Origin of the sequence: Dermabacter sp. Marseille-Q3180, from assembly GCF_940792985.1 — a bacterium.
Taxonomy (GTDB): domain Bacteria; phylum Actinomycetota; class Actinomycetes; order Actinomycetales; family Dermabacteraceae; genus Dermabacter; species Dermabacter vaginalis.
Genome location: NZ_CALNWU010000002.1, coordinates 21,336 through 35,809 on the forward strand (window position 1 = coordinate 21,336; position 14,474 = coordinate 35,809).

General features: G+C 62.9%; 15 protein-coding genes. 2 read left to right on the forward strand and 13 right to left on the reverse strand.

The window, feature by feature from the left end; translation table 11 throughout:
- Positions 1–4: 4 nt before the first annotated feature.
- The 3 genes from NBW56_RS06745 to NBW56_RS06755 all read right to left on the reverse strand — a co-directional run bounded on the left by NBW56_RS06745 (position 5) and on the right by NBW56_RS06755 (position 3,724).
- Positions 5–1,807 (reverse strand): ABC-F family ATP-binding cassette domain-containing protein, encoded by a 1,803-nt coding sequence (locus NBW56_RS06745; protein WP_250258556.1) that lies wholly within the window; start codon positions 1,805–1,807, stop codon positions 5–7.
- A 61-nt stretch (positions 1,808–1,868) separates the two neighbouring features.
- Complete coding sequence (rsmA, locus tag NBW56_RS06750; RefSeq protein WP_250258557.1) at positions 1,869–2,765, reverse strand: 16S rRNA (adenine(1518)-N(6)/adenine(1519)-N(6))-dimethyltransferase RsmA; 897 nt, start codon at positions 2,763–2,765, stop codon at positions 1,869–1,871.
- Positions 2,762–3,724, reverse strand: coding sequence for a TatD family hydrolase (locus NBW56_RS06755; RefSeq protein WP_250258558.1), 963 nt, complete (start codon positions 3,722–3,724; stop codon positions 2,762–2,764). Before NBW56_RS06755 ends, rsmA begins: the two co-directional genes overlap by 4 nt.
- A gap of 221 nt (positions 3,725–3,945) precedes the next feature.
- On the opposite strand from NBW56_RS06755, the gene rpmF reads away from it, so the two are divergent.
- Complete coding sequence (gene rpmF / locus NBW56_RS06760) at positions 3,946–4,116, forward strand: 50S ribosomal protein L32 (protein ID WP_065247649.1); 171 nt, start codon at positions 3,946–3,948, stop codon at positions 4,114–4,116.
- Between the two features lie 52 nt (positions 4,117–4,168).
- Here the strand turns inward: rpmF and rsmI are convergent, their stop codons facing one another.
- Entirely contained in the window at positions 4,169–5,035 is an 867-nt protein-coding gene (gene rsmI / locus NBW56_RS06765; RefSeq protein ID WP_250258559.1) for a 16S rRNA (cytidine(1402)-2'-O)-methyltransferase, read from the reverse strand.
- Between the two features lie 37 nt (positions 5,036–5,072).
- Between rsmI and NBW56_RS06770 the strand changes: the two genes are divergently transcribed.
- Positions 5,073–6,662 carry a dolichyl-phosphate-mannose--protein mannosyltransferase gene (locus tag NBW56_RS06770; RefSeq protein ID WP_250258560.1) on the forward strand — a complete coding sequence of 530 codons (1,590 nt, stop codon included), beginning with the start codon at positions 5,073–5,075 and terminating at the stop codon, positions 6,660–6,662.
- Positions 6,663–6,681: 19 nt separating this feature from the next.
- Here NBW56_RS06770 and NBW56_RS06775 read toward each other — a convergent pair whose 3' ends face one another.
- The 9 genes from NBW56_RS06775 to NBW56_RS06815 all read right to left on the reverse strand — a co-directional run bounded on the left by NBW56_RS06775 (position 6,682) and on the right by NBW56_RS06815 (position 14,456).
- Positions 6,682–7,149, reverse strand: coding sequence for an S-ribosylhomocysteine lyase (locus tag NBW56_RS06775; RefSeq protein WP_250258561.1), 468 nt, complete (start codon positions 7,147–7,149; stop codon positions 6,682–6,684).
- A gap of 43 nt (positions 7,150–7,192) precedes the next feature.
- Positions 7,193–7,753 (reverse strand): LysR family transcriptional regulator substrate-binding protein, encoded by a 561-nt coding sequence (locus tag NBW56_RS06780; protein WP_250258562.1) that lies wholly within the window; start codon positions 7,751–7,753, stop codon positions 7,193–7,195.
- A 44-nt stretch (positions 7,754–7,797) separates the two neighbouring features.
- On the reverse strand, positions 7,798–8,286 hold the full coding sequence (locus NBW56_RS06785; RefSeq protein WP_239378793.1) for a DUF4870 domain-containing protein: 489 nt from the start codon (positions 8,284–8,286) through the stop codon (positions 7,798–7,800).
- On the reverse strand, positions 8,279–9,175 hold the full coding sequence (locus NBW56_RS06790; RefSeq protein ID WP_250258563.1) for an inositol monophosphatase family protein: 897 nt from the start codon (positions 9,173–9,175) through the stop codon (positions 8,279–8,281). The genes NBW56_RS06785 and NBW56_RS06790 overlap by 8 nt, the downstream gene beginning before the upstream one ends.
- Before the next feature lie 72 nt (positions 9,176–9,247).
- Entirely contained in the window at positions 9,248–10,267 is a 1,020-nt protein-coding gene (locus NBW56_RS06795) for a sulfate/molybdate ABC transporter ATP-binding protein (protein ID WP_250258564.1), read from the reverse strand.
- Positions 10,264–11,070, reverse strand: coding sequence for a molybdate ABC transporter permease subunit (gene modB, locus NBW56_RS06800; RefSeq protein ID WP_250258565.1), 807 nt, complete (start codon positions 11,068–11,070; stop codon positions 10,264–10,266). The genes NBW56_RS06795 and modB overlap by 4 nt, the downstream gene beginning before the upstream one ends.
- A 5-nt stretch (positions 11,071–11,075) precedes the next feature.
- Complete coding sequence (gene modA, locus NBW56_RS06805) at positions 11,076–11,873, reverse strand: molybdate ABC transporter substrate-binding protein (protein ID WP_250258566.1); 798 nt, start codon at positions 11,871–11,873, stop codon at positions 11,076–11,078.
- Positions 11,874–11,877: 4 nt separating this feature from the next.
- A complete protein-coding gene (locus NBW56_RS06810; RefSeq protein ID WP_250258567.1) occupies positions 11,878–13,206 on the reverse strand; it encodes a D-arabinono-1,4-lactone oxidase in 1,329 nt (442 codons plus the stop codon).
- 29 nt (positions 13,207–13,235) lie between these two features.
- Positions 13,236–14,456, reverse strand: a complete 1,221-nt coding sequence (locus NBW56_RS06815) for an alanine racemase (protein ID WP_250258568.1) — start codon at positions 14,454–14,456, stop codon at positions 13,236–13,238.
- Between the last annotated feature and the right edge of the window lie 18 nt (positions 14,457–14,474).

The window sequence follows — 14,474 nt, forward strand, 5'->3', positions numbered from 1 at the left end:
CGCTTCACGCCTCGTCGATCTGTTCGAGGATCTCGAGCCAACGTTCTTCGCACTCGGCGATCTCGTCTTCACGCTCGCGCACCTTCTGGCCAAGCACGGTCAACCCTTCGAAATCAGAAGGGTCGTGCGCGGCAAGTTCCGCGTGAATGTTCTCGATCTGTGAGCGGAGCTTATCGATGCGCCGCTCAATCGCATTGGCTTCCTTCTCTGCGGCTCTGCGCTCCGCGCCGGAAAGGCCGCTGGAAGAGGCCGAGGAAGCGTCGGATTTTGCACTGCCGCCGCCCGCACCCGCACGTTCGTGTTCTTCCTGTGCGCGCAGCTGAAGGTATTCGTCCACCCCGCCGGGAAGGTGACGGAGAGTTCCTCCGATCACCGCATACTGCTGATCGCTCACGCGTTCGAGCAGGTAGCGATCATGCGACACGACGATGAGGGTTCCGGGCCACGAATCCAGCATGTCCTCGAGGGCCGTGAGCATGTCGGTGTCCACATCGTTCGTAGGCTCGTCGAGAATCAGCACGTTCGGTTCACTCAAAAGCACAAGCAAAAGCTGGAGGCGCCGACGCTGGCCACCCGACAGGTCACCCACACGCGTGGACAGATGATCCTTGGCAAAGCCGAGACGTTCGAGAAGCTTCGCCGGCGTGAAGTCTTTCCCGTCGATCGTGAAGGTCGTCTTGGAGCGCGCGAGTACGTCTCGCACTCGATCATCCGCGATCTCTTCGAGTTCGCGAAATTGCTGGTCGAGCACCGCCACCTGGACGGTCTTCCCACGCTTCACCCGCCCTTCGGTAGGTTCGAGAGTGCCCGCAATGAGGCCCAAAAGCGTGGACTTACCGGCGCCATTCGCGCCAAGAATGCCGGTGCGCTCACCGGGCGCAATGCGCCAGGTGACGTCCGAAAAGATCGTGGTGTCGCCGTAGCTCACGCCGGCATCGATGAGGTCAACAACGTCCTTGCCAAGGCGCGCCGTCGCAAGTCGTTTGAGCTCGAGCGGGTTGCGAACCTCGGGCACGTCGGCGATGAGCGCGTTGGCGGCCTCGATACGGAAACGTGGCTTCGACGTGCGAGCCGGCGCTCCGCGGCGCAGCCACGCGAGCTCCTTGCGCGCAAGGTTTTGGCGTTTTTGTTCGGTTGCGGCGGCGATGCGGTCACGCTCGACTCGCTGGAGAACGTAAGCTGCGTACCCGCCTTCGAAGGGCTCGACGATTCCATCGTGCACCTCCCACGTGCTCGTGCACACTTCATCGAGAAACCAACGATCGTGAGTGATGACGATGAAAGCGCCCTGGCCAGCGCCCCAGCGGCCTTTGATATGGCGGGCAAGCCAGTGGATGCCCTCGAGATCCAGGTGGTTTGTGGGCTCATCGAGGCCGATCACGTCCCAGTCACCCACAAGCAATTGTGCGAGGGCCACGCGGCGGCGCTGCCCACCCGAAAGCGCGCCAATGCTCCGCTCGAAAGGGATGTCGGAGAGGAGGCCCTGGATGATGTCGCGGATTTTCGGGTCGGAAGCCCATTCGTGTTCGGGGGCGTCGCCCACAATCTCGTGACGCACGGTCTGGTTTTCGTCAAGCGAATCCGACTGGGAAAGCAAGCCCATGCGTACGCCGTTTCTGGGAGTCACACGACCGCTATAGGGCTCAAGTTCGCCAAAGAGAAGGCGAATGAGGGAGCTCTTACCATCGCCGTTGCGACCAACGATCCCGATTCTGTCGCCCTCGAAGATGCCGAGGGTCACGGAATCGAGAACGACCCTATTCGGGTATTGCAGGTGCAGCTGTTCGGCGCCGAGAAGAAGACTCACACCGAGAGCCTACGCGTACTCGCCAAGGCCCGTGAAATGCACACGACCGGGTTGTGACCTCTTACGAGAGGTCACGTGCGGCGTTCGCGATCGCGATGAACTCTACGACCTCGAGCGTTTCACCGCGACGCTGAGGGTCGATGCCGGCGCGCTCGAGGATTTCGCCCGCACGCTCGCCTCCCCCAGCCCACGTTTTGAGAGCCGCCCGCAACGTTTTGCGACGTTGGAGGAAGGCCTGGTCGATCACCTCGAAGACCTCCTCGCGAGGTGCTTCCCCCGGCTCCCTCACCCGGTCTCGACGGACGCGCACAAGGGCGCTATCGACGTTCGGCTCGGGCCAGAAAACGCGCCTCGAAATGCGACCCGCGAGTTCGCTGCTTCCGTACCACGCGGCTTTCGCGCTAGGGGCGCCGTAAATCTTTGAACCCGGCTTCGCAGCGAGACGCTCCGCGACTTCGAGCTGCACCATCACAAGAGCCTCCGTGAGGTCATCGAAGCGCTCGAGAATGGTCAAGAGAATGGGAGTCGCGACGTTATACGGGAGATTTGCCACGAGGCGCGTGGGTGCGTGAGATGCCGCCTCGGGGACGGGACGTTCCGTAAGGGCGAGCGCATCGCCCTCGACGAGGGAAAAACACGCGAGGTCAAGGTTCTTCGCCTCGACGGTCAAGGGCAGGATTTCGGCGAGGGCGCCGTCAAGCTCAACCGCCCCCACGTGCGCCCCAGCCTCAAGCAGGCCAAGGGTGAGAGAGCCGAGCCCCGGCCCCACTTCGAGCACCACGTCGCCTTCGCCCACGCCGGCCCGCTCGACGATGGCACGCACGGTATTCGCATCGAGCAGGAAGTTCTGCCCTCGTTTTTTCGTAGGGGTGATTCCGCGGTAGGCGGCAAGCGCTCGAATATCCCGCGGCGTGAGCAGCCTCGTGCCCGCGTCGAGCGCGGGAAACTCCTCGCTCACCCCTCGGCCCCCGCAAATCCGTACACTTCGCGCTCGGTTGCGAGGACCCCGGCGCACGCTTCTTCAAGACTTACGCCCTTCGCTTCGGCAATCACGCGCATCGTGTGCGGAATAAGGTAGCTCGAGTTAGGGCGGCCGCGGTATGGCTCTGGAGTGAGAAACGGTGCGTCGGTCTCCACCATGATGCGGTTCAACGGGGTCACGGCAAGCGCCTCGCGCAGGTAGGCGGCGTTCTTGAACGTTGAGGTGCCGGAAAACGACAGGTAAGCCCCGCGTTCGAGCGCCTCTCGCGCAAATTCTGCATCGCCGCTAAAGCAGTGGAAAACCGTACGCTCGGGCGCACCCTCCGCATCGAGAACGTCAAGAACGTCCCGGTGGGCGTCACGATCATGAATCTGCATCGGCAAGCCCTTCTCTTTCGCGAGCGCAATGTGCATGCGAAAACTTTGGATTTGCGCGTCGCGTTTCTCGGGCTTCTTCTTCGACGTGCGGAACCAGTCCAATCCTGTCTCGCCAACGGTCACCATTCCGGGCGTATCGAGTAGCTCGGAAATTTCGGCGATCGCCTCGTCGAGTGAGCAGAGCTCCTCACCACTACGGCCCTTACCCGTCACGACGTGATTCACGGCATCGTTGGGGTGGATCGAGCAACCGCCTCGAAGACGCTCTCGCACGAAAGCGCGGTGCTCTTCGGCGACATGTTCGCCGCGCATGACCTCGGCCGTCCAGCGCGCCGAGGGAAGATCGCAACCGATCGTAATAATGCCGCGCACGCCCACTCGATCTGCCCACGCCACATGCTCCTCGATTCCGTGGGAGCCCTCGCCGTCGGAAAAATCGAGGTGTGCGTGGTTATCGATCACGGCACCGGGCAGAGCTTCGGGCGGTTCAGGCCACGAGAGGTCGCGGTGGTGGCCGGTCTCGGCGGTCGCGGAACGGGAGTTCACTGCCTTAGTCATGGGGCTAGTCTAGTGCGGGGCAAGCGTCGGACCCCCGTCCCAGCACCCAGCCTCACAAGGCCGTGAAGCCCAACACACGCGACCCCTACCCGCGCGCACGATGCGCGAAAATGTGGTTAGATTGATTCCTGTTGTGCGTGGGCGTGCACCTTACGGTGATCTCTTGTGGATCACGCCCGCCACCACCCCGATTTTCACGCAGTTCGAGCAAGGAGCGCATCATGGCAGTGCCTAAGTATAAGATGTCCCGGGCCCGCACCCGTTCGCGCCGCGCGAACTGGAAGGCCGAGACCACCGATCTCGTTAAGGTCACCGTGCGCGGTCGCACCGCCGCGGTTCCGCGCCGCCTCGCGAAGGCGTACCAGCGCGGCCTCATTGAGATCGACGGCTAATTTCAGCACGTCGCGAAGGGCGCTCCACCTGCGGGTGGGGCGCCCTTTCGGTTTAATCGTTCTTTCTTTCGAGGGCGGCATCGTAGAGGTCTCGCGCCGAAACGCCCTGGTGCGCGCGAGCCACAGCCTTTGCTGCGTCTTTGAGGCGCTCCCCCGACTCCGCTCGCTCGAGCACAAGCGCGGCGAGATCAGCCGGGTCTTCCTCGCTCGGCGGAGCGGGTGCCACGACGATCACGATTTCTCCAAGAACCTCGTTCGCGCGCGCCCATTCGACGAGTGAGCTTAGCGGGCCCCGCACGATTTCCTCGTGGGTTTTCGTGAGTTCGCGCGCCACGCAGGCATCGCGGTCCTCACCGAATACTTCGGCCATGACTTCGAGGGTGTCGCGGGTGCGCCGCGGCGATTCAAAAAAGAGCAGAGTGCGCTGTTCGTGCGCCAGTGCTTCGAGGGCGGTGAAGCGTTTCCCGGCGGTCCGTGGAAGGAATCCCTCGAACGCGAAACGATCGGGGGCGATACCCGACTGTACGAGAGCGGTGAGCGGTGCTGAAGGCCCGGGAAAGACTTTCACGGCGATGCCCGCGCGGTGTGCCGCGTCGACGGCCCGGAAACCAGGGTCGGAAACAGCGGGCATGCCCGCGTCGGTCACGAGCAGCACCTTTTGGCCTTCGCGCGCCGCATCGAGAAGCGCCTCGGTTCGCTCCCTCTCGTTGTGCTCGTGGTAGGCGAGCGTGCGCGCCGTGAGCCTCACCCCGAGTTCGGTCGCGAGCCTCTTGACGCGGCGCGTGTCCTCAGCGGCGATCAGATCGGCTTCTCGCAGCGCAGCGACGAGCCTGAATGACGCATCGAGAGGATTTCCGATGGGCGTTGCGGCAAGTGCGATAGTTCCAGGTGTGAGCACGGTTTTGTTCTCGGTTTCCACCGTGCGATCCTATCGCGCGGCCCTCTAGTATGGCCTGGTGAGTAAAAGGAAAGCGATGCCAAGCGGCGGCTCTACAGCGGTGCCCTCTACGGGAAAACGCGCCGCACGGCCTTCATTCGAGAAGCCCCGCGGATTTTTCGGTCTGAGCGATCGGGCGACGAAGTGGATTCTCGCCGCGGTGCTCGCTGTGTGGGCGGGGGCGCTGCGCCTTTACAAACTCGGCCACGTCAAGACCCTCATCTTTGACGAGGTGTATTACGTGCGCGACGCCTACACGCTTCTTCGCGAAGGTCATGAGCGCGCGTGGGCGAAAGACATCTCGAAGGCCGCATTCGAGCGCGGCGATATCGACTCGTATCTCCCTGATCCGCAGTACGTGGTCCACCCGCCGGTCGGGAAATGGGTGATCGCGCTCGGCGAGTGGGCCCTTGGAGCCGATAATCCGTGGGGCTGGCGCATCTCCGTGGCCGTCCTTGGAACGCTTGGCGTGCTCCTGTTATTTTTCACGGTCCGACGCTTGCTGCAGAATACTGCACTCGCGTTTCTCGCGGGATACCTGCTCTCTATCGACGGCGTTCACCTCACCCATTCCCGCACAAGCCTTCTCGACCTCATTCTTGGTTTCTTCTGCCTTCTCGCGTTCTACTTTCTCCTGAGGGACCGCGATCACTTTCGCGATGCGCTCGGGCGGATCGAGGGCGCTGGGGAAGGCTTCGGGCATGTCACTGGGGTGCGCTGGTGGCGTATTGCCGCGGGGATTTCGCTCGGCCTCGCGTGCGGCGTGAAGTGGTCGGGAATCTACTTCCTTGCAGTGTTCGGCATCATGACGGTGCTGTGGGACTGGACTGCGAGGAAACGCTACGGCGATCCTCGCTGGAAACTTCGCGGCTTCGCACTCGATGCGATCCCCGCATTTTTTGCGATGGTGGGCAGTGCGTTTGTGACCTACGTGCTGTCGTGGAGCGGATGGTTCGCCTCTCAAGGCGGGTACTTTCGGAACTGGGCAGCAGAAAATGCTCACTCCTCGAACCCCGTGAGCGAAGCACTCCTCTCACTGTGGCATTACCACGAGGAGATGTACTCGTTCCACGTGGGGCTCGATTCGACCCACACGTATGCCGCAAAGCCGTGGCTGTGGCTCCTTCAGCTTCGCCCCACAAGCTTCTACTACGAGTCGTACACCTACGGCGAGGCGGGATGCGAGGTAGAGAAGTGCTCGGCGGCCATCACCAATATCGGCAATCCGCTCATCTGGTGGTTCGGCACTTTCGCGCTACTCGTCACGCTCATCGTCGCAATCGCTAAGCGCAACGGAACGGCGGCAGCAATTCTCTCGGGCCTCATCGCCGGTTACCTGCCGTGGTTTCAGTATCTCGACCGCACGATCTTTCAGTTTTATTCGGTCGTGTTTGAGCCGTGGCTCATCATGGCGATCGTGTTCGTGTTCGCCCTCATGCTCGGGGGCCACGCGGCGTCACGGACGAGGAAACGCATCGCGCTTTTGGCGATCGCTTCACTCGTGGTCACGATGACACTCATGTCGATTTTCTGGTGGCCACTGTGGACCGCCCAGGTCATTCCCTACGACCTGTGGCGGGCCCACATGTGGTTCGATTCGTGGATCTGAATGAATCGCGGCTGATTCTTTAGGCGGCTTGCTCGACTTGAAGCCACTCACTCTTTTTCGCGAGGAAAGTCTTCGCCGCGGCCTTCGCGCCCTCGAGACTGTGGTGGGCGCCCCAGCCGCACTGGACCTCGTTCGCGGCGGGAACCTCGCTCGCCTCGAGCAGGTCGTTCAGGGTCGCCTCCACGAGCGGAGCAATCTCCTCGCTCGTGTGCTCGCCGCGCATGAGCATGTAGAAGCCTGTGCGGCAACCCATGGGCGAGATATCGAGGATGTCTTCGCTGTGGTTGCGTGAGAACTCCGCCATCATGTGCTCAAGCGAATGCACCGTCTCAGACTCGAGGGCATCCACGTTCGGCTGGGTAAAGCGGATGTCGAACTTGGTGAGAACGGCGCCGCCGAGATCCTTGCGATCGGCGACGCGGATATAGGGCGCCGCTACCGTACGGTGGTCGAGATTAAAGCTTTCAACGTTCATGCGGTCGTTCATCGTGACTTCCTCAATGGTCTTTCTTCGTCATTTCCGTTCCATCCTAACGACGTGAGCTTCGCGCGGTGCGGCCCCGTACCACGCCTTGAAACTCCTGTCGCACGTCGTCGTCGGCATCCTTTGGCCACACGAGCGCGATGCGTGTACCTTCGCGCTCGGCAAGCGGCCGGTGGGTGACATCCCGTCGCGCGTGCAGGCGCGCGAGGGACATGGGCATAACCGCGTAGCCGTGACCTGCGGCGACTGTCGCGACGGCACCCTTCGCTCCGCCGCATTCCTCGAGGCTGAAGCGGTGCTCCCCCTCGAGATCCTCGTTTGCAATCTCGTCGAAAAGGCTCAGCGGGTTGTCCTTTGCCATAACGGCGACCGGTCTCTCCTCCCACAGAGGAACGGCATGAACCTCGTCCCGCTCAAGCACGGGAACCTCACCGCCCGGGGCACTGGCCCACGGGAGCCGTGCGAAGACCATGTCGACCGCACCGCTCGAGAGTGCTTCCTCGGGTGCGCGAGAATCGAGCGGAATCAATTCCAGTTCGACCCTCTCCCGGTTCGCGCGCCAGCGCCGCGCGAAAACATCAGGTTCCACCCCGGGGATGAATCCCACCCGGAGCGTAGGAGGGACCTCTCGGTCTCCTGCCTGGTGCCGACTCACTTGATGATCGACACGGTGAAGGGGTAGGTGTAGGCCTCACCGTTATTGGCCTTCATCGCGGCAATAATCGGCACCACGATCGTTGCCACAAACACCGCCAGCCCAATGATCGCGGCGATCACCACGAAGAGGAGCGGAACGAGGAGGAACGACAGGAACGTTCCAATGAAGAAAAAGCCCCACGCAATGACGCTGTACACAAAAAGATTAATCGCGAAGTTGAGTGCACCCGCCGACGCGTTGCGCACAAATGGGCTCTTGTCGCGGTAGAGCAAATAGATCACGAGCGGCCCCAGCCAGCCGAGCCAGCCGGCCGAAACGACGGTGGCCACAAGCGCGCTGAGATGCGCGAGAATCGCCCAGGTGCGCTCATCGCTCGTCACACCACCGGGGCCGGTAGGGCCGCTAAAGCCAGATGCACCGGTGCCCTTGTTGCCGGACGTGGGATTGCTAAAGCCGTATGGATTCGAGGGTTGTTCACTCATGGTGTGCTCCTTCGTTGAGTAGGGACCGTTCACAACGGGATTCATGGATTGACTGGAGAAGAGAATCGAGTTCGGGGTAGCGCTTCGCGCTCGCGCATGCAACGTAGGCGGGGCATTCCTGGGGAGGAATTGCGGAAGTGTTGCCACCCTCGGGACGGCATGTCCAGGTGCGCACGCTTCCGCCGGCTTGTTCGACAATGTGGAAACCAGCGGCGATATCCCACGGGTTAATGCGCGTGAGTGTCGTGGCGTCGGCCCAGCCTGCGGCCACAAAGCAGAGCTCAAGCGCGGCCGATCCGAGCTGACGCACCGCCCCGGCTCTCTCGAGGAGCGCATGGCGCTCGCGCTCAGCAAAGGCACGGTCGTCGCGCAAGTCGCGCAACCCGGGGAATCCGGTGAGCACGAGGGCATCGGCGAAGTCGCGCTCGGGGTTCGGCCCGAGGCGCGTGTCGCCGAGGTAGGCGCCGCTGGGATCCGACCAAAACTCACGCCCGAGAGCGGGAGCATTCACGACACCGCCCACGAGAACGCCTTCGACGGCCACGCCGATCGAAATAGCGTAAAGCGGGTTTCCCGTCGCAAAGTTCGAGGTGCCATCGATCGGGTCAACGTAGAAGGTTACGGCACTCGTTCCTTCGAGTGTTCCTCCCTCTTCGCCCACGATGCTCGCTTTCGGGCATCGCTCAAGCAACACCTCCCGGATACGGTCCTCGCACGCGCGGTCGTGAACCGTCACGATGTCATGAGCGTTTGCCTTGTACTCACGTTCAACCGGTCCGGCGCCGATTTCGGCGAGGTAGCTCGCGGCAGCGGTGGCCGCCTCGCGGGCAATGGCCGCAAGCTTCGCGTGCTCGACCGTGTTTGCCGTCGCCGAAGAGTCCGTGTTCACGCGTCTATTCCATCACAGAGATTTCTCTCAACCTGGAAACGTGTCTTTGCGTCTCAGAACCGTGCCATGCCGTCAGCGTCGCGGCTCGACCTTGACGGGAGCAGATTGCAGGATCGTCGCCGTCTGGCCTTCCGCAACCGTTCCCCGCGCTTCCTCGTGCGCGCTCAACTCAACGGGGACGTCTTCGACGTAGACCACGGGGCGGTGCCCGATCCTAGAGAGGCCACGAATGATCCCCGCACCGGATGCGGCCGAAGGGTTCTCCTCGCGAAGGCGCAGGGCCCGAGGATCGATCAATGCTCGCGCTGGGCCGAGCCTGCACTCTCCCGTCGCTTCGAGAGCGATGCCTCCGCGCGTCACGAAGACTCCGCGCGCCCGAACTTCGCCCTCCACCCATTGAAGGCCTGCGAGCTCCGCGAGAAACTCCGAATGCGGTGAAGCGAGGGCAGCGTCGCACTCCCCTACTTCAACCACGCGCCCAGACTCGAGAACACACACGCGATCCGCCCACGCGAGAACATCGAGTAGGTCGTGAGTCGCGAAAATAAGCGTGCGCGAACGTGAAAGTCGAGCAATAAGGCCGCGCAGCTCGCGAGCGGCCCGCACATCAAGCGCTGCCATGGGCTCGTCGAGAAGAAGCACGCGCGGCTCAATCGCGAGGGCCCTCGCAAGCGAGCATTTTTGCGCCTGACCGCCCGAGAGTGTCGCGGGGCGCCTATGCTCAAGCCCTTCGAGCCCCACCGCTGCGGCGAGGGCGATCGCTTTCGCGCGAGCAGCACGCTTCTTCATGCCGCCGCTCACGAGCCCGTAAGCAATGTTGTCAAGGACGCTCATGTGCCCAAAGAGGTGAGCGGATTGCGAAAGAGAAGCAAAGCCGCGCCGGTGAACGGGCACTCCCGAAAGTTCTCTACCGCCGAGCGAGACCCGCACTCGAGTTCGGCGACCCTCACGAAGAACACCCGCGGCTGCCTCGAGAACCGTGGATTTTCCCGCGCCGTTCGGTCCCACGAGCGCAACGTGCTCCCCCTCGGCCAGCTCGAGACGAGCCTCGACACCGCGCTCGGGGCACACCACTTCGATCGAGAGTGTCATCGCGCCTCACCCTCGCCGTTCAACGGGCCACGCGCGTAGGCAAGAGACACCACAATGAGCGAAAACGCCACGAGCAGGATCGAGAGCCCCACGGCGTGCGAGAGATCAGCCTCGCGAGCCAGGTAGATCTGGAGTGGAAGCGTGCGAGTTGTGCCCGCGAGAGAGCCGGCCACAGTGAGGGTCGCTCCGAACTCCCCGAGCGAGCGCGCAAAGGCGAGCGTGGCGGCGATGAGAAGAGGGCCGGCAAAACGAGGGAGAGTCACGGTGTGGAGCACGCGCATCGGTCGTGCTCCAAGCGTTGCCGCAACTCTCTCCTCAGCGAACCCTCGCGCACGAAACGCACTTTCGAGCGTCAGCACCACGAACGGGAGGGACACGAAAATCTGCGCGAGCACGACCGCGCTCGTCGTAAAAACGACTTGCACACCCACGGTCTCAAAAAGGGGCGAGAGGAGGCTCTGGCGGCCATACGCCAGTACGAGCGCAAGTCCCGACACAACGGGCGGAAGAACGAGGGGAACGAGTACGAGAGCTCTGAGAACGGCGACGAGGGGACCCGTAGCGCGTGCGAGCACGAGGGCGAGGGCACATCCGAGCACGGTCGAGAGTATGCACGCGAGGCTCGCCGTAGCGAGAGAAAGCGCGGCGGCAGTGAGATTTTCGGGTGCACTCGCGAGCGCCGGGAGGCTCGCCCATGGCGTTCCACGTACGAGGGACAGGAGCGGGAACAGGGTGCTCAGGCCCGCCACGAGTGCGAGGAGTCCGACGGTTGCCGGAAATCGCGTTCCACCTTTACGGTTCACGGGATTCACTTCACCGGTGCAAAACCGGCATCTTCAAAAACCATCTGGCCTTCGTGGCTCATAACGAGGTCGACGAATTCCTGCGCTGCCTCGCTGCGGTTCGCCGTTTCGGCTTCTTTCGTGACCGCGATTTCGTAGGTGTTGTCGAGCCGCTCCGCACCCGCGAGCTCGACCCCGTCAACGGTGTCCTCGGCGCCGGCAACATCGGTCTCGTACACGATCGCGGCATCGGCCTCCCCGGCGACCACTAAACCGAGCGAGTCCGTCACAGAGTTCTGCTCGGTATCGAACTCGATAGCGTCAAGTCCCGCGTTCTTGAGAAGACGATCCGTGAGCTCTCCACACGGCACAGCGCTTGCACACCGCACCGCGACAAGCTCGGGACGTGCAGCAAGGTCGTAGAGGCCCTCAATGCGTTTCGGATTCCCCTCGGCAACGGCGAGCTCAAGCGAGTTTCGTGCAAAAACTTCAGGAAAAGCCGTCACGAGTTTCTTGTCCTTGGCCTTCTGCATCCATGAGTGCGAGGCGGAAGCGAAGACATCCGCAGGTGCGCCAGCATCCATCTGGGTCACGAGGTCTTGAGATCCGGCAAACGTCAAGACGATATCGACGTTTGGATGTTCCTTCTCAAAATCCTTTTCAAGCCTCTCGAAAGTGCTCTTGAGGGAAGCCGCGGCAAAAACAGTGACCGTAGTGCGGTCCTGGGAGGCGTCGGCCCCCTCAGTGACACTACCGCCGCTACATCCCGCGAGCGACGCGGCAACCAGCGTCACTGCTGCTGCCAAGCCTACGAGGCGCTTCATCGTGTCATCCTCCAAGAAGGGAATCGAGATAAGGGGTGGAGAAAAGTCTATCGGGATCCAATTCGTCTCTCACGGAAACGAACTGCTCAAAGTTCGGATACAGCTCGCGCAGTTCAGTCTCCCGAAGCCAATGCATTTTGCCCCAGTGCGGGCGCCCCTCAAACTCAGCGAGAGTGTCGTGGACGAGGTGGAGGTAGTCGTCGTCCTTCGCGTGGAGAGGATTGTGAGCCGCAACGTACACGGTGTCGCGCTCACTCGCCGTGGAAAGCCACACGTCGTCAGCTGCTGCCCGACGCACTTCAAGGGGGAAGATGAGCGAACGGGTCGAACCCTCGAGCGCGCGCGTGAGGGCTTCGAACGCCTCGCCGAAACGGCTCGCGGGAATCGCCATCTCGCACTCGCGAAACCGCGTGCGCCGAGAGGCCACAAAGAGGCGGTAGGGAAAGTGCACGGCCTCGCCCGCGGGCATGAGGGCGGAAACCGCACTCGAAAGAGGGCTCTTCGTCGCGGGAACGGCCTGCACGAGCCGATTGGCCAGTGCAAGCGCACCATTGCCCACGACCTCGCTCTCGATAGAGGTGCGCACGCGGCCCATACCTCGATTCGACGATTCCGCGGGCACGTGGTTAAGCTCGCGTACGACCGCCCTGCGGCCACTCGGAACGAAGAAGAATTCCTGGTGGTCTTGCTCCATGCTCGTCTCGAGGAACCTCGCGGCGGTCTCTTCGAGCGGAGCTGAGTATTCGCGCCTGTGGAGCTTGTAGAGCGGGACGGTGCGCAGCCGCACCTCAACGATAATGCCGATCGCGCCGAGGCCGAGCCGAGCGGCTTCGAAAAGCTTCACGTTATGCTCGCTGTCGGCCCACACGGCATCGCCGTTTGCAAGCACAATCTTGAGGCCTGTCACGAGACCGGAAACGCCCGTGAATCGCCCACCCGTCCCGTGGGTGCCGGTGCTGACCGCCCCCGCGATGGATTGCCGGTCGATATCGCCCATCACCTCGAGCGCACGGTCGTGCTGGGCGAGCATGGGCCCAATTTCCCACAGCCGCGTACCGGCGCGTAAAGTCACCTCGCCGGTGTCGCTATCGAGGTGCACGAGACCGCGATAGTGATCCAAGGTGAGTAGGGCCCCCTCAGGCTTCGCGATCGCAGAAAACGAGTGCCCAGCGCCCATCGCGCGAATGCCGATTCCATGGGCGGTGGCGCGCGCGATGTGGTGCACGATCTCCCGCTCACTACGCGGATGCACAACCTGAGTTGGCGCAAACTCAACGTTCTTCGACCAGTTCGCGCGAATCTCGCGCGCCGAGCCCAAAGCGACCTTTGCCATGTCCCAGCCTTCCCCTAAGGATCAGAAGCCTAAATATACGCGCGTCCACTTCCACGATATGTGGGGACAATATCCACGACGCTATCCTCGCTCACGACGGCATAGGTGTCGACGTGCTCCGCAACCTCGCCGGCCTTCGCGTGTCGCACCCACACGGTGTCACCCACGCGCAGCCGTTCGGCCGCACGACCACGCAGCGGCGTTTGCACCTCGCCCGCACCTTCGAGCCCCACGTATTTCAGCGAACGCGGGTGTACGACGCTCGGAAGTTTGTCAAGACCAGGCGGGCCGCTTGCGACCCATCCCCCGCCAAGGATCGTCGCGACGTTACGCGCAGGGCGCCGCACGACCGGAAAACCGACGACAAGCGCCGGTTCGGGGCGAAACCCTACGAAATGATCGAAGCTCGCGGGACCGATGAGTCCCGAACCGGCGGCCACCTCCGTCACGCTTGGATCAGCGCACGTCGATTCAATGCTTCCCGTTCCGCCCCCATTCACGAACTCGAGATCGCTTATCGCTCGCACGCGTCTCACAGCTTCGCTTCGCCTCGCGGCGACGTCGCGCGCGCTGAGCTTTTGCATGCCGCGTGTGAGCAGCCGCATGGGGGTGAATCCTCGATTGGGCGTGCCGGCGATTTGCGACTCGTACCCCATGAGACCCACAAGCGTGAGGCCTGAATACTGGGTAAGGCGCCGGGCGAGATCTTCGACGTGGTCTGGTGTAAAGAGCGGCGAGCGAAGCGCGCCAAGGTGCACGCCTCGCACGGGCGCATACGAGCAATCGAGTTCGAGGCACACGCGCACGGGTGCTTCGCACCTGGGCCGGGAGCGACGCACAGCCGTGATCATCTCGGCGTGGGCGATCGAATCGACCATGAGCGTCACGGCACCGAGGGCGCGTTCACTCGTGACGAAGCGCGCGAGAGCATCCGGGTCGGCGGTGGGATAGGCGACGAGGATGTCCTCGAAGCCCTGCTCGGCGAGGTCGAGCGCTTCCGCGAGCGAGAAGGCCAAAAGCCCGCCGCCGAAGAGGCGTTCGGCACGTTCGATAAGGAAGGGGACGCGCAAAGATTTCGTCGCAACGCGGATGGGGGTAGAGCCCGCGCGCTCTGTCAGCGCGCGAGCATTGGCATCAAACCGTTCGAGGTCGAGAACTGCAATGGGGCGACGATTGAGACCCGCAGCCGCGAGGGCGCGTTCGTAGCGCGCGATCTCACGCGCACTCGGGGTTGCCGACGCCGCTGCCACGGTACGAAGCCCGTGAAG